Genomic DNA, 19720 nt, shown 5'->3' with positions numbered 1-19720 from the left:
CATCGAACTCGACATCGCCTATCCAGGCCGCATCAGGTAAAGACCGCTCTCAAGCTCTCAGGAACGATCTTTACACACCTGAAGTGACAACCTCGAGCACCCGGCTCACAAGGTCGCCGCACGGCAGGTTGGAGTACCTGCGCACCCAAGAGTTGCTGCGGAGAACGTTGATGCCGTCTCCGGCGCGCATCCTCGACGTCGGGGGCGGCACGGGAGTGCACGCACAGTGGCTGGCCGCAGATGGCTACGAGGTGCACCTGGTCGATCCGGTGCCTACCCATGTCGAGGCCGCAGCGGCTCTACCCGGCGTCAGCGCAGAGGTGAGCGATGCCCGTCATCTGAGTGCCCAGGACCAAAGTGCGGACGTCGTCTTGCTACTCGGCCCGCTCTACCACTTGACCGGACCAGCCGACCGCGCGCAGGCGCTCGCCGAAGCACAGCGGGTGCTGCGTCTGGGGGGCCACGTGCTGGCCACCGTCATCAGCCGTTGCCGACCGCGCCCACGGGGCAGGAATCCACATCGCTGCCGGAACCACGCACTGCGGTTCGGACCCGCGAACGTCACACCGCCGTACACGAACTCGTCGAGCAGGGCTGGACCATCGCGGCGATCTCCCAGCAGTTTGGTTTGAGCCGCACGACCGTCCGCAAGTTCCGCAATGCCACCACAGCCGAGGAACTCATCAACGGCCCCCGCTCCAGTCGGCCCCGATCGTTTGAGGAGTTCATCCCCCGGCTCCCGCTGATCGGCCATGTTCTGGGCTACTGCTCGGTTCCGGTCCACGGCGGGAGGCCGCGACTTCGGCGAGGGCGCGGATGCGGGCGTTCTCGTACGCGGTGCGCCAGATCAGGCCGAGCTTCGCCGGGGGCAGGTCATCGATCGGGACGAACGCCAGGTCGGGACGGGCTACCAGGTGACGCAGCGAGGTGACGGTCACATGGACGGTCTCGCCCAGGCTCACCTGGAGCAGCGCCTCGCCCAGGGTGCGGACGGGCTGCAGCTTCACGGACCGCCCGGCGGCGCTGCGCAGGGGGAAGAACAGCGGGTCGCCGTTGCGGCGCCGTAGTGTGGGCATATCGGTCAGGACGTAGTCGGCCACCTCGTCGAAATGGACGCTGGAGCGCTCGGCCAGCGGGTGATCCGCCGCCATCATAAGCACCTTGTCCTGCTCGTCCAGCTGCGGCCCCAGGGTGAGGTCGGGGGCGTCCAGGACCAGCCAGTTGACCAGGACGTCCACCTCGCCGAGGCGAAGCTCGTCGAGCGGCTCGCTGGTCGAGATCTCGCGCAGCCGCACCTCGATCTCGGGGTAGGCGCGCTCGACGGCGCGTACCAGGGCGTTGAGGTGCTCGCCGCCGGTGCTCAGCGCGAATCCGATGTGCAGCACCCCAGCGCTCTGCCTGGCGGTGGTGCGGGCGTCGTCGACGGCCGCCAGCAGTTCCCCGTACGCGGGCAGCAACCGCTCGCGTAGCCGCTCCCCCAGAGGGGTGAGGAGCGCCCGTCGGCTGGTGCGCTCGAACAGGGAGGCGCCGACCTCGCGTTCCAGGGCGGCGATGAGCCTGCTGACCCGCGGCTGGGAGAGGTAGAGGCGTTCGGCGGTGCGTCCGAAGTGCAGCTCCTCAGCCAGCGTCAGGAACGCCTCGATGTGAGGGAGGGTCAGCTTCACGACTGCTCACCTTGGTCCGTGGTTAGGGATCCATGCGCTGAGGGCATCGATTTTTGCACAGATCGCCGTTGATCTCGTTCGGCGTGGTGGCCGATGCTGACCATCAAAGATGACGGCCATGGGAGGTCTCTGTGTCGCTGTTTGCCCTTCAGGACAAGGTCGCGCTGGTGACCGGCGGCTCGCGCGGCATCGGCCGGGCCATCGCCCAGCGCTTGGCCGCCGACGGCGCTTCGGTGGTGGTCAACTACGTACAGGACGAGCGGGCCGCGCACGAGGTCGTGAACGCGATCAACGAGACGGGCGGCAAGGCCGTCCGGGTACGGGCGGACATGTCGCGGCCGGATGAGGTGTCGCGGCTGTTCGACGAGGCGCAGGCGGCGTTCGGCCGGCTCGACGTCGTGGTCGCCAACGCCGCCACCGCCCTGGCCAAGCCTGTCGCCGACTGCGTCGAGGAGGACTTCGACCACGTCTTCGACACCAACACCAAGGGGGTGTTCTTCACCCTTCAGGAGGCCGCGCGGCGCGTGCGCGACGGAGGGCGGATCATCGCGGTCTCCACCGCCGGCACCCGGATGTGGTTCACCGACCTCGCGCTCTATCTGGGCAGCAAGGGGGCCGTTGAACAGTTCGTCCGGGTCCTGTCACGGGAGCTGGCACCGCGCGAGATCACGGTCAACGCCGTCTCGCCCGGGTACACCGACACCGACCTGCTGCCGGAACGTGACCGCGTGGTCGCGGCGGGAATGTCGGCCTTCAACCGTGTCGGCACCCCCACGGACGTCGCCCGCGTGATCGCCTTCCTGGCCGGCGACGACGCCCGCTGGATGACAGGACAGAACGTCAACGCCACGGGCGGCGTCATCTGAACCCCGGCTCAGCGCTGGAACGAAGGCATACACGACGCGGCCCAACTGCACGTCGAGATCACCGCCCGTCCGTGAAGCAACCCGCTGGATCACCAGCGACCCCGACCACCTCACGACCGATGAAGCCATCAGCTCGCCCAGCTCAAGTCACGCAGCACCCGCCTGACCTCGCTCGCCGGGCATGTCACCGACTTCGCCCAAATGATGACGAACAGGACCGGAACCAGCACCTTGAAGGCTGGCTCACCAACATCGAGAACGGCGACTTCCCCGCCCTGCACTCCCTCGCCCGCGGCATCCGCCGTGACCAGGATGCCGTCACCAACGGCCTCACCTCTACACACAGCTCAGGCGCAGTCGAGGGCAACGTCTGCGGCATCAAGCACCTCAAGCGACAGATGTTCGGCCGAGCCAACCTCGACCTCCTCCGAAAACGCGTCCTTCTCTCCCACTGGCCTCACCCTCAGTCACGGGTTCACGATCTCTACGCCAGAGCCATAATCTTGCAGATTCCCGGACAACGAGCGCTGCAGGGCACACCGCGGTTGCCGGGACTCGTGCGCGTACGTGAGGACCACTCCCGAAAGTCCCGAAACTCCGCTTCGGCGGTCGGCCGGCCATCAGCGCGGTGTCAGTGGGGATGGAACGGGAGGGAACGCCACATCAGTTAAGAACCCATCCCCTGAAAGGAGCGGGCAGATGTTAAGAAACATCTCACGGGCGGTCACAGGACTGATGGCGTTGTTCCTGGCTGGCGCCGCCTCGATCATGATCGCCAACAGCGCGAGCGCCGCTGTCCCGAGTGGTCACCGTCAGATCCGCAACGCCGCCTACTCACAGTGCGTGGACGCTCCGGGCGGCGTCCTCAACGTACGGCTCAAGCTCGCCCCCTGCAGCAGGTTGGTCAGTACCCGACTGTGGACGTTCGTGCCGACCGGTGTGGCGGACACGTACTTCGTTGTGAACGTGGCGAGCGGCGATTGCATGGAGGTCAACGACGGGACGAGTACACCCGGAGAGACGGTCGACGAGTTCACCTGCAACGGGTCGGCTTCTGAACAGTGGGTGGTGGATGGACTCACCCTGCGGCACGCGGGAACCAACCAGTGCCTGGACACGGTCAGCGGCCGCGGGAGCGAACTCATGCAGTTCACCTGCGGCCAGGCGGCGCCGCCCGGCGCCCAGTCCTGGATCATCGAATAGCCGCCATGTCCCCGCCTGGCGGAACGATCGCTATCTGGGATTGTCAAGCGAACTTGCTGGTCAGCCACATGAAGGTCGTCAAGCCACGTCACTACCGCGAGCGGAAGAAGCGCGACGCCACCCTTCGCCGTCTCGAAGAAGACGACCGCCCGTAGCATCCACCGCGCGTCCCGCGACAGCGGCCCCTCCTCCTGATGGGAAGGCCCGCTGTCGCGTTTGTACGGCCGTCAGCGGGCGCCTCCGGCCCGGAAAATCCAGCGATCATGAAATCAAGATCGCAGAGTTACGACTTATGAAAACGAAAAATCGGTTTTGACTATGTCGAAATGCCAGAAGACGACGTGCCGTCCTCCTCGCCGTACATCTTGTCGTGTTGCTGCCGTGGCGAGCACACCGACGCGGAAGGGCACGCACAGCGCCGTCCACCATCGTCCAGACGCACCGTCACCGTGTCCGCCGGAACGTTGTGCCCCAGGACGCTTCCCTCCCCCTGCGGCGTGCTCACCCGGCTGCCCGTACGCGGCATCCGGTTGCGGGTCTCGACATAGAGCGGATGCTCGTACTTGAGACAGCACATCAGCCGCCCGCACGCCCCGGCGATGCGCAAGGGGTTGACCGGGAGGTCTTGGTCCTTGGCCATGCGTACGGAGACCGGCTCGAAGTCCTTGAGGAACGTGGCACAGCACAGATCACGACCACATGGGCCGATGCCGCCCTGTAACCGCGCCTCGTCACGCGGGCCGATCTGCCGCAGCTCCACCCGGGCCCGCAGGTTGCGGGCCAGGTCTCGGACCAGCGCGCGGAAGTCGACCCGATGCGGAGCGGAGAAGTAGACCGTATAGACGTTGTCCTGGTCGAGGTAGTCGACGCCCACCACCTTCATCGGCAACTCGTGCCGCTTGATCAACCGCTTGGACACGCTGCGGGCCTCGGCCCTGCGGCGCTTGTTGGTCTCGTCGCGGGAGAGGTGTTCCTCTCCCGCTATGCCCGCGCACACCGGCATTCCGTCGATGTCTTCACTCGAATATTGCGGCGCCCACACGCACTCCGCCACCTCAGGACCCGAGTCGGTCGGGACCAGTACCTTGTCGCCCACCTTGGGAGTGTGGCCACCGGGATCGAGGTAGTAGAGCCGCCCGTAGCGGGTGAAGCTCACGGCCATGATCATTCCCATGGGCTCGTGCTCGCCTCCTGACGGCCTCGGGGGTTCTTACGGCCTTCGGTTGCCACATTACGTGTGTCGGCGGGCTCCGCGTCAGAGCCTCTACCCCGACTAGAAGGCGCAGGCCTTGCTCGCAGGCAGCAAGATGCCATAACGCTGATAAAGCGTGATCCGCCCAGTCGAGCACTTGATGTTGCCGACCGAGGCGACGCCGGGTAGGTGTTGCAACTGAGCGATCACCTTGCTCCAGTCGGCATCCGGGCTCAGCTGAAGGCGGAATGACGTCGGCATGTCCGATGGCTTGGTGGCCTTAACGAGGGCCTCGTTATTCGCAAAGGTGCGCTTGAAATTCTCGTAAGCCTCCTGCTGGCTCTCGAAGCGTGACGACTGGACACCGGGCGTCTTCGCGATCTTCCGGGCGAGGTCGCTCTGCTGCGCAAGCGTGATGGCCTTGCCGTATTCGGTGAACTTGGGGGCATCTTTGGTTGAGCCGGGCGCGGCAACGGCTCCACAGGACGCTTGGATCGCCTGCTCCATACAGAGAAAGACGGAGATATCTGCGTTGTTGCTCTCCCGCTCTGACACCAGCAGGTTGTCAGTCTCCGGATGGGAGACGCTGTACACGCCTCCTATGGACTTCAACTTGGCCTGCAGCGCGTTCACATCGGTTCCCGGCCTCAGCTGGACGTGGAACGAGGGCGGCATGTCGGCAGCGCCGATCGCGGCGAGCAGCGTCTTGTTGCCGGCGTAGTCTCGGCGGAAGCTCATAAAGGCGCTCGCCGAATTTTCGTAAAGCACCTGCGACACGCCTGGTGCCGCTTGCAGAGCCTGCTGGATCGCCCGGGTCTGCTGCGCTGTGGGGCTGCCCTCAGGGCAGTCCGGGCGTTTCACCGATTTGGAGCACAGGAAGACGGACAGCTCCGTCTCGCCTTTCTGATCGGCAGGCGGGTTGGCCACCGCCGCCCGCTGTTCGTCACCGGGAGAGATGAGCACGGCGGCGGTCACGGCCCCCGCGAGCACCACCGCCCCCGCTGCCGCCAGCAACCGGAAGTCGACCCGCACCCGAGGCCGCCCCGACGGCTGCAGGGGGCTCAGCGTGCTGGGGTCAACGGTCGCCCCCGCCTCGGCCAGCGCCTCGCGCAGGCGGTCTTCCATCGGACTGTTCATGAATCCTCCCCAAGTGCGCGGCCGAGGGCGGCGAGCCCACGCGCGATCGTGGACCTGGCGGTGCTCCCGCTGATCCCCATGGTCTCGGCGATCTCCTGATCGGACAGGTCGAGGTAGTAGCGCAGCGTCAGCGCCTCGCGCTGCCGGCCCGGCAGCCCTCGCAGGGCGCGCAGCACCTCGCGACGCTCCTCGCTCACCATGGCCGCGCTCTCCGCTGACCAGACAGGCGGTTCGTACGGTACGGCGCGACGGAAAACCGTCGCCCGCCTCCGCATCACCGACCGGCAGCCGTTGAACACCGCCGATCGCACATAGGCCAGCGCCTTGTCTGGATCTCGCAACCTCCCCCGCCCCGCGTGGGTCCGGGTGAACGCCTCCTGGACGACGTCTTCGGCGGTCGCCTGATCACCGACCATGACCAGCGCCAGCCGGACGAGACCCACATGATGCTCGGCGAAGACCGCCGCGACATCGACGCGTTTCTGTATCAGAGCCCCTCCAGGGGACAGCTGCTCGACTTTCACATAACAGAGACGCCCAGCAAGCCCATCTGCTGCTCTCGCCACACGGCAAACTCCCGCCGCTTTTCAGCGCGCTTTTACGGCCGGCCCGGTGAGCCCGATCCCGCGTACGGGGCCGGCCTCCGTCCAGGGACACGCTCCTGCGGTTTACCGGGCTGGGCGCCGTGACGTGCGTCTTCTTGGCCGCCTGCTTCGATGTCCGCTTCCCCGAGCCGACCGGTCGCCCATACGCCGGACCAAGCCGACAGCCCGCTACGCGGCGGACCGGAGGGAGAGCATCATCGCCTCGACCGCGATCTGCGGGTTGACGTTGGCGTCGAGGCGTTCGCGGCACCGCATGATCGCATCGATCCGCCGCAACGTCTCCTCCGGCGTCGACAGCTTGGCCAGCTGGTCGAGCTCGAAGCGGATGTCGTCGTTGGCCAGCTCCACCCCGGCCGCGAACTGCATGGCCAGGACGTCCCGATAGAACGACACCAGCTCCAGCAGCGCCGCGTCGAGCGAGTCGCGTTTGATGCGCGTGGCCCGCGACTTCTGCCGGTCCTCCAACTCCTTCAACGCCCCCGCGCCGCCTCGCACCAACCCACGGTTGAGGCCCTTGCCCGTGGACCCCTCGCCGTAGATCTTGCGCAGCTCGGTGGTCTCGGTCTCGTTGAGCGCGGCCGTCGCCGCCGCGGCCTCTTCTTCGGCCGTTTTGACCAGGCGTTCGGCGGCCGAGACGCAATCGCCGACCCCGGACAGCGAGCGAGGGATGGCCAGGACGGCCTCCCGGCGCCGACGTACGTTCTCGTCCAAGGCCAGCGCCCGGGCCCGGCTGATGTGCCCCTGAGAGACGCGGGCGGCGAAGCGCGCGGTCTCCCAGGGCACGCTGTCGCGGGTGGCCAGCACGTGGGCGACCGCCTCCGTTGCGGGGGTGGCCAGAGTGATCACCCGGCAGCGCGATCGGATGGTGATCATCATGTCGTCGGCGGCGGGCGCGCACAGCAGCCAGACCGTACGTGGAGGCGGCTCCTCGATGGCCTTGAGCAGGGCGTTCGCCGCCGACTCCGTGGCCCGGTCGGCGTCTTCGAACAGGATGACCCGCCAGCGGCCCTGCGTGGGCGCGCCCGCCGCCCGCAGGATGAGCTCGCGCGTCTGCCTGACGCTGTAGGACAGGCCCTGGGGGCGTACCGTCTCGAGGTCGGGGTGTGAGCCGATCAGCACCTGGTGGCACTGGTCGCAGTGACCGCAGCCGCCGTCCGGGCAGAGCAGCGCCGCCGCGAACGCCCGCGCGGTCTCCTCCCGGCCCGACCCGGGCGGGCCGGTGAACAGCCAGGCATGCGTCATGCCCGCGCCGCGACCACCCCGCACGGCATCGCCTGCCGCCGCGGCCGCGCGGGACAACACGGCCACCGCCTGGTCCTGACCGACGAGGTCATCGAAGACGCTCACCCGACAAGGCTAGTCGCGGATGGCGGGCATCGTGCCCGTGATGTCCTCGGACTCCTGCGGCACCGGATCGGGTAGTAGCTCGTGCACCCGGTCCTGGATCAGCCGGGTGATCTGCTCGGGCGGCAGCATCCCGTCGACCACCAGGTAGCGGTCGGGGTCGGCGGCGGCCAGCGCCCTGAACTCCTTGCGCACCCGCTCGTGGAACTCCAGCGGCTCGGACTCGATCCGGTCCGCCGCGCCGCCCAGTCTGGTCAGCCCCACCTGGGGCGGCGTGTCGATCAGCACCGTGAGATGCGGGACCAGTCCACCCGTGGCCCAGGCGTTGACCTTGGAGACGTCCTCGGGGTCGAGCGCCCGTCCCGCTCCCTGGTAGGCCAGCGACGAGTCCACGTAGCGGTCGGAGATCACCAGCGAGCCGCGGTAGAGGGCCGGTCTGATGACCTTCTCGACGTGTTCGGCCCGGTCGGCGGCGTACAGCAGCGCCTCGGCGCGCGCCGAGAGCCCGCGTTCGGCCGCGTCGAGGAGGATCGCGCGCAGCCGCATGCCGACCTTGGTCGAGCCGGGCTCACGGGTCTGTACGACGTCGAAGCCCTGATCGCGCAGCCAGATGGCGAGCAGTCGCGACTGGGTCGTCTTACCCGACCCCTCACCGCCCTCGAACGCCACGAACAGCCCCGGCACCTGCTCCGCCGTCTCCGACTTCGGCCGCTCGCCGCGCACCGCCGCGATCAGGTCCTCGGAGAGCGAGACGCCCTTCCTGTCGTCCATGTGGCGCAGCGCCAGCAGACCGACGACCGTCGCGAGCACGCCACCGACCACCAGCACCAGGTTGGTGCCGTCGAACTGGTAGACCGTTTCGCCCAGCCTCAGCGGGTGCGCGCCGACGAGCGCGGCCAGCGGGTTGGCCACCGCCACCACGAACAGCAGCGTCACCCGCGCGGTCGACTGCAGGAACGAGAACGTCCGCCCCCGCATCGAGTCTTCGACCTCGAGGCCGATGAGCGTGTAGCCGATGATCCACGCGATGCCCGCGCACGCCCCGAGCAACACGGTCAGCATGACCACGATCACCAGGTTGTGGATGATCGCGATCGCGATCAGCACCACGCCCGCCACGGTGATCGCCAGACCGAACAACCGGCGCCGCGACAGCTCGCGCAGCAGCCGGAGGCCGAAGAACATGCCCAGCGCCATGCCGACGAAGACCGCGGCGAACACCACGCCGTAGGCCGCGTCGCCGCCGCCGAGCGCGCCCACGTAGATCTTCGCGACGCCCACGACCGCGCCGCCCGCCGCGAACGCCCCCAGCATGCCGATGATCAGACCGCGCACCAGCCGGTTGGCACCCACGAACCGCCAGCCCTCGACGATCTGCTTGAGCACCGACGGGGTGGAGATTGCGCCGTCACGCTTGGGGATGCCGCGCAGCGTGAAGATCAGGAACGCGGACACCAGGTACGCGCAGGCGTTGACGATCAGCGCCGGCCCGGTCGGGTCCATGCCGGACAGGAACGGCACGGCGTTCTTCAGTACGTCGCCCATCACGGACAGCGCCGTGAACAGGATCGCGGCGACCGGCGCGCTGCCGTAGGTGACCAGCAGGTTGAGCTGGTTGGCCGATTCGAGCTGCTCCTTCGGCACCAGGTTGGGGACCGTGGCGTCCTTGGCCGGGACCCAGAACAGGTTGACGCACTCGACCAGGATCGTCGCGACGATGATCCATTGATAGCTGCCGACCAGCGGGATCGACAGCACCACGGCGAACCGGGCCAGGTCGGAGGTGAACATCGTCACCCGCCGGTCGAAGCGGTCGGCGAACGCTCCCGCGAGGGGTCCGAGCAGGACGGCGGGCAACATCTTGGCGATGAAGACACCGCCGACGGCCAGCGACTGTGTGCGGTAGTCGCCCTGGGTCAGGTTTCCTGCCAGGGCGGTCAGTGCCAGGATGTTCAGCCAGTCGCCGAGGCTGCACACCGACATCGCCGTCCAGAGCCGGCGGAAAGATGCGTTAGCCAGCACATGTGTCGGTTGGCGTCGGCCACGGGCGGTCATAATGTCAGCGTATCCAGGTGCTCGCCGGAGATGGGAAGACAGGAGACGAGCCGGATATACCCGGCTGCTCGTCGCTGAGAGTATTACGTATACGGGCCGTCGCGCATGATACACAGCTCGAATAGGCCCCCGAAAACACCAGACAGATCCTTCTTGTCTCGCTAGTCCCTTTTGTACGGCCGGGCGAGCTCCACCAACGGCTGCCAGCCGGCCCGTACGGGCTCAGGCAGCACCAGCTCATCCCAGAGCTCCACCAGCAGCAGCCCGTCGAGATGCTCGAGCAGCTCCCGCTGACTCCCTTCCCGCAACAGCACGACGTAGGCGTCCCGGCGATCCCCGCGATCGGCCAGGTCATAGGCCCTGTCGCCAAGGCGGATGGTAGCCAGGGCCCGCAACGCCGACAGGCGCGGCAACCGGTTGGGCACGTGGAACGGGCGGCCGTCGGCTCCCCGGCAGGTGGTGAACTCGACCTTGGCCTCCAGCACCAGCCGGAACCCGGCCGCGTCGAGGATGCGCCCGGCCGTTTCGAGCGTGGGCGACTTCCGGCCGTGCTCGTAGGCCGACAACGTCGTCCGCGACGTGCCGCTCATGCCGGCCAGCGCCTTTTGGTTCATGTTGGCCGCGTGTCTGGCCTGTTTGAGCAGCAGGCCGCCACGCTCCGCCCAGAACGTGACGTCGGGCGTCGGCCCCTCGGGCACCGCACCCTGCTCGGGCAGCAGGTCGCCGAACGCCCCCTCCACCGGGGAAGAGATCATCCCACCTCCAACGTATCCGCTTGGATACTACCCCCTCGCGGCTTGAGTGACCAGCGGATCGCGGAAAGTCAGGACCGCGGTTCAAGCACCACAGAGGGTCAGGACCGCAGCTCAAGTACCGCTCAAGTACCGCGGAAAGTCAGGCGCGCAGCTCAAGCAGCGTGATCTCGGGCGGCGCGCCCACCCGGACCGGCGGCCCCCAGAACCCGGCGCCGCGCGTGACGTACACCCGCACCCCGTCGACCGTCGCCAGCCCCGACACGACCGGCTGCTGCAGCGGCACCACGAGGTCGAACGGCGCCAGCTGCCCGCCGTGCGTGTGCCCCGACAGCTGCAGGTCCACGCCATAACGCGCGGCCTGCGAGACCTGAACCGGCTGATGGGCCAGCAGGACCGTGGAGCGGCTCGTATCGCGACCGCCGAGCGCCTTGTCGAAGTCGGGCCCGTCGTTCGCGGTGGCGCCGTTGAGGTCGTTCACCCCGGCCAAGTCCAGCACGCCGCCCTGGTGCCGGATCTCCACCCGTTCGTTCCGCAGCGAACGAACGCCGAGCCGGTCCAGCTCCTCGATCCACTCACCGGGGCCGTTTCTCGTGTAGTACTCGTGATTACCTGTCACGAAATAAGCGCCATAGCGGGATTCGAGGCTCTGCAGCGGCCTGGCCAGCGGGCCCAGCTCGGCCACCGAGCCGTCGACCAGGTCACCGACGATCGCCACCACGTCGGCCCGCAGACCGTTGATCATCCGCACGATGCGTTCGGTGTGCGCCTTGCCCGTGAGCGGCCCCAGGTGGATGTCGCTGACCACGGCGAACCGCAGGCCGCTCAGCCTGGAGTCGAGCCCGGCCAGCGTGACCTTGACCGGCTCGATCACCGGATCACCCAGCGCGGCGCTGATGCCGTACCCGACCGTGCCGAGCGCGCCCACACCCGCGACGGCGGCGGTGGTCCGCCCGAGGAAGAGCCGCCTGCTCATCGCGTCGCCGCCCGGCGACGGCCCCACCCCCGAAACCTGCCCAGAACCCGAAATATCCGAAATATCCGAAACAGCAGGCACCGTCACCGGCCGCACCACCACTACAGGCGACGACGACACAGCCGCCCGCCCCCGGACCAGCGCTAACCACGCCACCAACCGAGGAATCTCCAGCAGGACCAGAGCGATCACCAGATAGAACATGATCGCGATCCAGAGATAGCCCGGCCACGCCAGCCACTGGAACATCTCCAGCCGCGTCCCCGCGAACGTCAAAACGACCAGCAGAAGGAGCCCCACCAGCCCCCAGGTCAGGCCGGTGCGCACCCGCCCCCGCCGAGTGGTCGAGCGCACCATCCGATGCCACAGATAGAGATGCGCCACGAACACCAAGCCCACGAAGACCAAGACCACCACGCGGCAATGCTACTTACGACTTGGCCGCCGGCTTCTTCGCGGGTGCCTTCTTGACCGGCGCCTTCCGGGTCGTCGTCTTCTTCGGCGCCGGGGCCCGCTCACGCCGCTCGGCCAGCAGCTCCGCCGCCCGCTCGATCGTGATCTCCTCGACCGTGTCGCCCTTGCGCAGCGACGCGTTCGTCTCGCCATCGGTCACGTAGGGACCGAATCGCCCCTCCTTGACCACGACGGGCTTCTTGGAGTTGGGGTCCTCACCCAGCTCGCGCAGCGGCGGCGCGGCCGCCGCCCGGCCCCTGCCCCGCGGCTTGGGCTGGGAGAACAGCTCCTTGGCCTGCTCGATCGTGACCGTGAACAGCTCTTCCTCCGCGGCCAGCGACCGCGTTTCGGTGGCTTTCTTCAGGTAGGGGCCGAACTTCCCGTTGTACGCGACGACCTCCTCGCCCTCCAGCTCGCCGACGACCCGGGGGATCGACAGCAGCTTGAGCGCGTCCTCGAGCGTCACAGTGTCGAGCGACATCGACTTGAACAGCGAGCTCGTCCGCGGCTTCGCCGCGTCGGCCTTCTTGGTGCGCCGCTTCGGGGTCTCCTCCTCCTGCGTGGGCAGGATCTCGGTGACGTACGGGCCGAATCGCCCGTCCTTGGCGACGATCATGTGCCCGGTCACCGGGTCGGTCCCCATCTCGCGGTCGCCGGTGGGCCGCGAGAAGAGCTCCTCCGCCTTCTCGGCGGTCAGTTCGTCGGGGGTCGTGTCCTCGGGCACGTTCACCCGAGCGCCACCCCTGTCAAGGTATGGGCCGTATCGCCCGACCCTGATGACGATGTCGGTGCCCTTGATCGGGAAGGAGCTGATCTCCTTGGCGTCGATGTCGCCGAGGTCGGTGACCATCTCCTTCAGGCCCTCGTCGCCGTCCTCGCCGTAGTAGAAGCGCTGCAGCTCCGGCACCCGCTCCGCCCGGTCGTTGGCGATGTCGTCGAGCACCTTCTCCATCTCGGCGGTGAAGTCGTAGTCGACCAGGTTACCGAAATGCTGCTCCAGCAGGTTGACCACGGCGAACGCCAGGAAGGACGGCACCAGCGCGGTGCCCTTCTTGAACACGTAGCCACGGTCGAGGATCGTGCCGATGATCGAGGCGTACGTCGAAGGACGCCCGATCTCCCGATCCTCCATCTCCTTGACCAGCGAAGCCTCGGTGTAGCGGGCGGGCGGCTTGGTCGAGTGGCCGGCCACGTCGAGCCGCGAGACGCTCAGCGCGTCGCCCTCGGTCAGGTTCGGCAGCCGCTTCTCGGAGTCGTCGCGGTCGGTCGACGGATCGTCGGCGCCCTCGACGTACGCCTTGAGGAAGCCGTAGAACGTGATCGTCCGGCCCGAGGCGCTGAACTCGACGTCCTCGCCGGTGGCCGACGCGCCGCGCACCTTGACCGTGACGGACTCGCCGACCGCGTCCTTCATCTGGGACGAGACGGTCCGCTGCCAGATCAGCTCGTACAGGCGGAACTGGTCACCGTTCAGCCCGGTCTCACCGGGAGTGCGGAACTCCTCCCCGGAAGGCCGAATGGCCTCGTGCGCCTCCTGCGCGCTCTTGACCTTGCTGGTGTAAACACGCGGCTTGTCGGGAACGTACGCAGAGCCGTACAGCTTGATCGCCTGGGAGCGCGCGGCCGCCACCGCCGTCTCCGACAGCGTGATGCTGTCGGTACGCATGTAGGTGATGAAGCCGTTTTCGTAGAGCCGCTGCGCCACCTGCATCGTGTACTTGGCGGAGAAGCCCAGTTTGCGGCTCGCCTCCTGCTGCAAAGTGGTCGTCCGGAAGGGAGCGTACGGCTTACGGGTATACGGCTTGCGCTCGACGGACTTGACCGCGAACGACGAACCCTGGAGCCGGCCCGCCAGCTCACCGGCGGCGGCCTCCGACAGGTGGAGCACGTCGTTCGTCTTCAGCAGGCCGGTGGTGGCGAAGTCGCGTCCCTGGGCGACCCGCTTGCCGTCGACCGAGGTCAGCGTTGCGGTGAAGTCACGCGGACGCTCCTCGGCCTTGCCCGTGTCGAACAGCGCCTGCAGGTCCCAGTAATGGGCGGACGTGAACGCCATGCGCTCCCGCTCACGCTCCACCACCAGCCTGGTCGCCACCGACTGCACCCGGCCCGCCGACAGCCGCGGCTTGACCTTCTTCCACAGGACCGGGCTGACCTCGTAGCCATAGAGCCGGTCGAGGATGCGCCTGGTCTCCTGGGCGTCGACGAGGCGCAGGTTCAGGTCGCGCGGATTGGCCACCGCGTCCCGGATGGCCTGCGGGGTGATCTCGTGGAAGACCATGCGGTGCACCGGCACCTTGGGCTTGAGCACCTCGCGCAGGTGCCATGCGATGGCCTCGCCCTCGCGGTCCTCGTCAGTGGCCAGGTAGAGTTCGTCGGCATCTTTCAGCAGCTGCTTCAGCTTGCTGACCTGCGACCTCTTGTCGGGGTTGACGACGTACAGCGGCTCGAACTCATGCTCGACATTGACCCCGAGGCGCGCCCATGGCTCCCCCTTGTACTTCTCGGGGATGTCATCGGCCCGCTCCGGCAGATCGCGGATATGGCCAATGCTGGACTCGACCATGTAGCCAGCACCGAGGTATCCCTTGATCGTCTTCGCCTTGGCCGGCGACTCGACGATCACCAGGCGTCGGGTTCCGCCGGTGCTGCCGTTGTTGGCTGGCACGCTGCTTCCTACCTCACTGTTCGCTTGCAATTCCCCCTGCCGGGAGCCGGCACAGATCTGAAAGGTAACCCGACTCGCGGAAATTTCCTTCCCCCAGGGCTACCCACTAGCTTCCGGGCCCACCCACAAGCACGCAGAATAAGCCCCATCGAGCGGCATTGCGCCCTGACTCACCCTGGAGACTAATCGTTGTGCTCGACTACTCCTACATGGATATCTTCATTCCGCGCGACCTCTCCCGCGAAGCAGCACGTCAGCTGCTCACCGAACACGCGGAGTACGGTCAGTGGGAGCTCTCGCGCGTGCGCCTGCACCCTGACGGAAGCCGTCATGTACGGTTGCGCCGCAAGGTCATGCGTGTCCGCAGCACCCTGTGATCAGACATGGCTTTGCCCGCCCCGGGCCGCGCCCCCGGAACGGGCAAAGCGTCTTTCGCTACTCGCTCACCGGCTGTGAGCGGTAGACGTTCTTGTCATTACTTCCGGCCGAGCCGGAAGCGGCGGGTGGCCGCGAACAGCGTGGCCGAGGCGGCGAACATCGCGCCCAGGACCAGCGCGAACAGCGAGCCGGTGGTCATCCCGGTGACGCCCGCGGGCTGAGCCGCGCTCATCAGCCCCAGGTCGCCGGTGGGCAGGCTGCTGGTCGCGAGCTTCACCGCACCACCGACGGGGGTGCCGGCGATCAGCGAGGTCGCCGAGCCCAGCGGCGACTGCGTGTCCTCGGCGCGGGCGGCGTGAGTGACCGGAGCCTTGCCGTTCTTGACGTGCTTGGCCGGGGTGACGTGCCTCACCGGGGTGGCGGGCTGGCCGGGCAGACCGGGCAGCTCGGGCAGGCCGAACATCTCGTGCAGGTCACCGACCAGGGGCATGTCGCCTACGACCGGCAGCTCGGGCGAGCCGCCGCCACGCATCGGAGTGATGTTGCCCACGCCCCGCAGGCTGCCCAGGACCGGGACCGGGGGAAGCGCGGGAAGCACACCGCCGGACTTGGAGTCGGCGGCCTGGTGGTAGCTGTAGTGGCCGTAGGGGTGGTAGCCATCGTGTCCCGGCTTGCCGACGCTCGAGCCACCGAGGCACCCGGCCGCGGCGTCGCCGAGCACTGCCACGGCGTTGCCGCAGACGTTGACCGGCGCGGTGATCGGCGCGATCACCTGGTTGCCGCCGAGCACGGAACCCTTGCCGGACGTGGTGTTGCCACCCGCGCCCGAACCGCCGTTCTTGACCACCGAGGCGCCGCCCTTGCAGCGGGCCCCGGACAGCCCGAGCACTGCCACGGCGTTGCCGCAGACGTTGACCGGCGCGGTGATCGGGGCGACCACCTGGTTGCCGCCGAGCACAGAGCCCTTGCCCGAGGTGTGGTTGCCCCCGGCGCCGCCCCTGCCACCGTTCTTGACCGTGGCGCCGCCCTTGCAGCCCGCGAACGCCTTGCCGATCACGGCCACCGCGTTGCCACAGACGTTGACCGGCGCGGTGATCGGCGCGATCACCTGGTTGCCGCCGAGCACGGAACCCTTGCCGGATGTGGTGTTGCCACCAGGGCCACCCTTGCCGGTGTTCTTGACCGAGGCGCCGCCCTTGCAGCCGGCGTGCGCGTTGCCGACGGCGTTGCCGCAGGCCACGATGGGCAGGCTGATCGGTGCGATGACCTGGTTGCCGCTGCCGACCCCGAAGCGCCCGTCGGTGTCGTTGCCCGTCGAGCCGTGACCGCCCCGGTAGTGGGTGTGCCCGCCGTTCTTGACCGTGGCGCCGCCCTTGCAGCCGGCGAACGCCCTGCCGAGCACGGCCACCGAGTTGCCACAGATGTTGATCGGGGCGCTGACCGGCGCGATGACCTGGTTGCCGCCGAGCACGGAGCCCTTGCCCGAGGTGTGGTTGCCACCGGCCCCGCCCTTGCCGGCGTTCTTGACCGTGGCGCCGCCCTTGCAGCCCGCGTCGGACTTGCCGATCAGGGACAGGGCATTGCCGCAGGCGTTGATCGGGACGTTGATCGGCGCGTTGACCTGGTTGCCGCCGAGGACGCTTCCCTTGCCGGAGGTCTTGTTGGCGCTGCCGGCCCTGCCGGTGTTCTTGACCGTGGCGCCGCCCTTGCAGCCCGCGTCAGAACTGCCGATCACGGCCACCGCGTTGCCACAGGCGTTGATCGGCGCGTTGATCGGCGCGTTGACCTGGTTGCCGCCAAGGACGCTCCCGTCGCCGGAGGTCCTGTCGGAGGTGCCGCCCTTGCCGGTGTTGACGACCGTGGCGCCGCCCTGGGAACTCGCCTGGGACTTGCCCAGCACGGCGGCGGAGTTGCCGCTGATGTCGATCGGCAGCGAGACAGGCAGGTTGACCTGGTTGCCACCGCCGACGGAAGAGTCGCCGGAGGTGTCGGCCAGCGCGGTGCCGCTGCCGAAGGACATGACGGCTACAGCTAGAAGAGCCGCGGGGGCCGAAGCCTTCGCCCACGTACGCATGATGGATGCTCCTACTTGGTTCATAGGGGGATACCTGACGGTTCGCGGGCAGCCGAGGGCATGCGAGGTCGCAGTGCGCCGCGCACAGCGGAGACCTCGGGGAATCGCGAACCAAGATGACTGACATGTCACCCGCTGGCGGAGGGGATCTAGCCGCGCTCCGCCGCCGTACTCATCGGAATCTGTGGCGGGGGTCAGTCAGGTGAGAAAGAGGGGTCATCCGCCGCTGTGCGGACGACCGGAGGAAGCACGGACGCCAAGGGGGCGCGCCGAGCCTCGATACGCGGGTCGAAGAAGGACCGCGCGATATCTCCCATGCTTGGCCCGAACGGGCCGCTGCCACCGCCGTTGGGCACCAGACCATTGGTGTCCAGGATGTCGGTCGCAGGAGAAGCAGGCGGCAGGCCGGGATCGGACTGGCTGTTGAGCCCGTCGACCGTCCGCCCCGCCATCGCCTCGGCGTTGTCCGACGCCGAGACCTTTCCGATCATCTCGGCGTTGTCCGACGCCGAGACCCTTCCGTCAGCCGTGGGGAAACCGTCCGTGATGGACCCGGTGACGGTGTGAGAGGTGCCGGCTGCTGTGGCCGTCCCTGTCGCCGCGGTGGAATCCGCGGCCGCCGGAGCGGCGAAGAGCAGTCCGAAGAGAACGGCGAGCAGCCACCCCGCGGCCAGCAGGACGCCGGCCGCGACTACTCGTGCGATGACCTGGCGGGCGCCGGCCGCGAACCGCGCCATCCGGGCGGCCCGATCGGCGATCGCATCCTCCGCGAAGATGATCACGGGCACGCGCCGGGAAGCGAGGGCGGGCATTGCCCGCCACCACCGCACCGGCATGCGTGCCACGTGAACCCTCCTTCAGAAGCACCAGGACCGACCTCACAATGTGAGGCCGGTCCGTGGACTCACCCCTCAACGATCCGTAACCGTAGCATCACTCAAGGTTGCCGCAAGGGGTTTTCAGCAGTGATCCAGGAAGCGGTCAAGCACCCGCACCCCAAACCTGAGCGAATCCACCGGCACCCGCTCGTCGACCCCATGAAACATTCCAGAGAAGTCCAGGTCCGCAGGCAATTTGAGCGGCGCGAACCCGTAGCCCCGGATTCCGAGCCTGCTGAACGACTTGAGGTCCGTCCCTCCGGACATCGTGTACGGCACGGCGCGCCCAGCCGGGTCCTCGGCCAGGAGCGCCTCCACCATGGCCGTCACCAGCGGCCCCTCGAAGCCGAACTCCAGCGCCACCTGGTGCTGCACGAACTCCCTCGTGACGTTGGGCCCGAGCAACTCGTCGACCGTGGCGAAGAACTCCTCCTCGAACCCCGGCAGGAACCGCCCGTCGATGGTCGCCGAGGCCGTCTGCGGCACCACGTTCGCCTTGTAACCAGCCTCCAGCATGGTCGGATTGACCGTGTTGCGCAGCCCCGCACCCAGCATCCTGGCCACCGGCCCCAGCTTGGCGATCGCGGCCTCGGGATCGCCGCCGCCTATTTCCTCCAGGAACCTGCTCATGGTCGGCGTCAGCCGTACCGGCCACTCATACCGCCCCACACGCGCCACGGCGTCGGCGAGCTCGGTCACGGCGTTGTCCAGGTTGAGCATCGACCCGTGCCCGGCCCGGCCGTTCGCGGTCACCCGCATCCACGCCATGCCCTTCTCCGCGGCCTCGATCAGGTAGAGCCGGTGATCCTCCCCGATCGACACGCTGAACCCGCCGACCTCCCCGATCGCCTCCGTGACCCCCTCGAACAGCTCCGGGTGCTCCTCGACCAGGAACTTCGCCCCGTACTCCCCGCCCGCCTCCTCGTCGGCGGTGAACATGAGCACCACGTCACGCCCCGGCCGGCGCCCCTCCCTGAGCCGCTGCCGTACGACCGCCAGGATCATCGCGTCCATGTCCTTCATGTCCACAGCCCCGCGCCCCCAGACGCAACCGTCGGCCACTTCCGCCGAGAGCGGATGATGCCGCCAGTCACCCGCGTCGAACGGCACGACGTCGAGATGCCCGTGCAACAGCAGCGCGTCACGGCCCGGATCGGTGCCCTCGATACGCGCGACGACGTTCGCCCGCCGATCGTCGCTCTCCAGGATCGTCGCTTCAAGCCCTACCTCGGCGAGCTTCTCCGCGACATACTCGGCCGCCGCCCTCTCCCCGGGCCCCGCGTTGTCACCGGCGTTGGTCGAATCGATACGGATCAGATCACGGCACAGCTCGACGACCTCGTCCTCGGCCATGAAGGCTCCTTACGATCGGGTACGTATTGCCGTCTCATCCTCCCTCCGGAATCCTGGTATGACGCACCCCTCAGAGTTTGCTAACCTTACGGAGCCGACGCGGGATGACGGTCCCACGTGCAGGC

Annotated in this window: 15 protein-coding genes and 3 pseudogenes; 6 read left to right on the top strand and 12 right to left on the bottom strand. The window is 67.9% G+C overall.

What is annotated here, in order from left to right; genetic code table 11:
* Window positions 1-83: 83 nt before the first annotated feature.
* Window positions 84-482, top strand: a pseudogene (locus AB0L53_RS58200) (class I SAM-dependent methyltransferase); the annotation flags it as partial.
* Between the two features lie 5 nt (window positions 483-487).
* Window positions 488-703 (top strand): annotated as a pseudogene (locus AB0L53_RS58195) (helix-turn-helix domain-containing protein); the annotation flags it as partial.
* 22 nt (window positions 704-725) lie between these two features.
* Here the strand turns inward: AB0L53_RS58195 and AB0L53_RS58190 are convergent.
* Entirely contained in the window at window positions 726-1664 is a 939-nt protein-coding gene (locus AB0L53_RS58190) for a LysR family transcriptional regulator (protein ID WP_364015360.1), read from the bottom strand.
* Window positions 1665-1795: 131 nt separating this feature from the next.
* Here AB0L53_RS58190 and AB0L53_RS58185 point away from each other — a divergent pair, with 131 nt between their 5' ends.
* The 3 genes and pseudogenes from AB0L53_RS58185 (at window position 1796) to AB0L53_RS58175 (ending at window position 3733) form a co-directional block, all read left to right on the top strand.
* The gene (locus tag AB0L53_RS58185) at window positions 1796-2530 is read left to right on the top strand and encodes an SDR family oxidoreductase (RefSeq protein ID WP_364015357.1); all 735 of its coding nucleotides are present in this window, start codon (window positions 1796-1798) and stop codon (window positions 2528-2530) included.
* Window positions 2531-2649: 119 nt separating this feature from the next.
* Window positions 2650-2979 (top strand): annotated as a pseudogene (locus AB0L53_RS58180) (transposase); the annotation flags it as partial.
* A gap of 250 nt (window positions 2980-3229) precedes the next feature.
* Entirely contained in the window at window positions 3230-3733 is a 504-nt protein-coding gene (locus AB0L53_RS58175; RefSeq protein WP_364015354.1) for an RICIN domain-containing protein, read from the top strand.
* Between the two features lie 316 nt (window positions 3734-4049).
* Here the strand turns inward: AB0L53_RS58175 and ricT are convergent, their stop codons facing one another.
* The 8 genes from ricT to topA form a co-directional block, all read right to left on the bottom strand.
* On the bottom strand, window positions 4050-4901 hold the full coding sequence (gene ricT, locus AB0L53_RS58170) for a regulatory iron-sulfur-containing complex subunit RicT (protein ID WP_364015367.1): 852 nt from the start codon (window positions 4899-4901) through the stop codon (window positions 4050-4052).
* Window positions 4902-5006: 105 nt separating this feature from the next.
* Complete coding sequence (locus AB0L53_RS58165) at window positions 5007-6062, bottom strand: permease-like cell division protein FtsX (protein ID WP_364015351.1); 1056 nt, start codon at window positions 6060-6062, stop codon at window positions 5007-5009.
* Window positions 6059-6586: a SigE family RNA polymerase sigma factor gene (locus AB0L53_RS58160; protein ID WP_364015349.1), complete on the bottom strand. Its 528-nt coding sequence runs from the start codon at window positions 6584-6586 to the stop codon at window positions 6059-6061. The genes AB0L53_RS58165 and AB0L53_RS58160 overlap by 4 nt, the downstream gene beginning before the upstream one ends.
* A gap of 249 nt (window positions 6587-6835) precedes the next feature.
* Complete coding sequence (locus AB0L53_RS58155; RefSeq protein ID WP_364015346.1) at window positions 6836-8014, bottom strand: DNA polymerase III subunit delta'; 1179 nt, start codon at window positions 8012-8014, stop codon at window positions 6836-6838.
* A 9-nt stretch (window positions 8015-8023) separates the two neighbouring features.
* On the bottom strand, window positions 8024-10066 hold the full coding sequence (gene tmk, locus AB0L53_RS58150; RefSeq protein ID WP_364015343.1) for a dTMP kinase: 2043 nt from the start codon (window positions 10064-10066) through the stop codon (window positions 8024-8026).
* Window positions 10067-10227: 161 nt separating this feature from the next.
* On the bottom strand, window positions 10228-10821 hold the full coding sequence (locus AB0L53_RS58145; protein WP_364015340.1) for a helix-turn-helix domain-containing protein: 594 nt from the start codon (window positions 10819-10821) through the stop codon (window positions 10228-10230).
* A 139-nt stretch (window positions 10822-10960) separates the two neighbouring features.
* Entirely contained in the window at window positions 10961-12211 is a 1251-nt protein-coding gene (locus AB0L53_RS58140) for a metallophosphoesterase (RefSeq protein WP_364015337.1), read from the bottom strand.
* A 13-nt stretch (window positions 12212-12224) separates the two neighbouring features.
* Window positions 12225-14912 (bottom strand): type I DNA topoisomerase, encoded by a 2688-nt coding sequence (gene topA, locus AB0L53_RS58135; protein ID WP_364015334.1) that lies wholly within the window; start codon window positions 14910-14912, stop codon window positions 12225-12227.
* A gap of 191 nt (window positions 14913-15103) precedes the next feature.
* Here topA and AB0L53_RS58130 point away from each other — a divergent pair, with 191 nt between their 5' ends.
* Window positions 15104-15289 (top strand): DUF5703 family protein, encoded by a 186-nt coding sequence (locus AB0L53_RS58130; protein ID WP_175590066.1) that lies wholly within the window; start codon window positions 15104-15106, stop codon window positions 15287-15289.
* A 98-nt stretch (window positions 15290-15387) separates the two neighbouring features.
* Here AB0L53_RS58130 and AB0L53_RS58125 read toward each other — a convergent pair whose 3' ends face one another.
* The 3 genes from AB0L53_RS58125 to AB0L53_RS58115 all read right to left on the bottom strand — a co-directional run bounded on the left by AB0L53_RS58125 (window position 15388) and on the right by AB0L53_RS58115 (window position 19595).
* Complete coding sequence (locus AB0L53_RS58125) at window positions 15388-17364, bottom strand: chaplin family protein (RefSeq protein WP_364015331.1); 1977 nt, start codon at window positions 17362-17364, stop codon at window positions 15388-15390.
* A gap of 194 nt (window positions 17365-17558) precedes the next feature.
* Window positions 17559-18200 (bottom strand): hypothetical protein, encoded by a 642-nt coding sequence (locus AB0L53_RS58120; RefSeq protein WP_364015365.1) that lies wholly within the window; start codon window positions 18198-18200, stop codon window positions 17559-17561.
* Between the two features lie 123 nt (window positions 18201-18323).
* Complete coding sequence (locus AB0L53_RS58115; protein WP_364015329.1) at window positions 18324-19595, bottom strand: M20/M25/M40 family metallo-hydrolase; 1272 nt, start codon at window positions 19593-19595, stop codon at window positions 18324-18326.
* Window positions 19596-19720 lie beyond the last annotated feature (125 nt).

Source organism: Nonomuraea sp. NPDC052129 (assembly GCF_040680095.1).
Taxonomy (GTDB): domain Bacteria; phylum Actinomycetota; class Actinomycetes; order Streptosporangiales; family Streptosporangiaceae; genus Nonomuraea.
Note: the sequence above shows the minus strand (reverse complement) of the source record. Positions and strands in the feature narration are given on the sequence as shown.

Coding starts and splice junctions, on each gene's coding strand:
- AB0L53_RS58175 (WP_364015354.1), top strand. CDS start 3,230: ATGTTAAGAAACATCTCACGGGCGGTCACAGGACTGATGGCGTTGTTC.
- ricT (WP_364015367.1), bottom strand. CDS start 4,901: ATGATCATGGCCGTGAGCTTCACCCGCTACGGGCGGCTCTACTACCTC.
- AB0L53_RS58165 (WP_364015351.1), bottom strand. CDS start 6,062: ATGAACAGTCCGATGGAAGACCGCCTGCGCGAGGCGCTGGCCGAGGCG.
- tmk (WP_364015343.1), bottom strand. CDS start 10,066: ATGACCGCCCGTGGCCGACGCCAACCGACACATGTGCTGGCTAACGCA.
- AB0L53_RS58145 (WP_364015340.1), bottom strand. CDS start 10,821: ATGATCTCTTCCCCGGTGGAGGGGGCGTTCGGCGACCTGCTGCCCGAG.
- AB0L53_RS58125 (WP_364015331.1), bottom strand. CDS start 17,364: ATGCGTACGTGGGCGAAGGCTTCGGCCCCCGCGGCTCTTCTAGCTGTA.
- AB0L53_RS58120 (WP_364015365.1), bottom strand. CDS start 18,200: ATGCCGGTGCGGTGGTGGCGGGCAATGCCCGCCCTCGCTTCCCGGCGC.
- AB0L53_RS58115 (WP_364015329.1), bottom strand. CDS start 19,595: ATGGCCGAGGACGAGGTCGTCGAGCTGTGCCGTGATCTGATCCGTATC.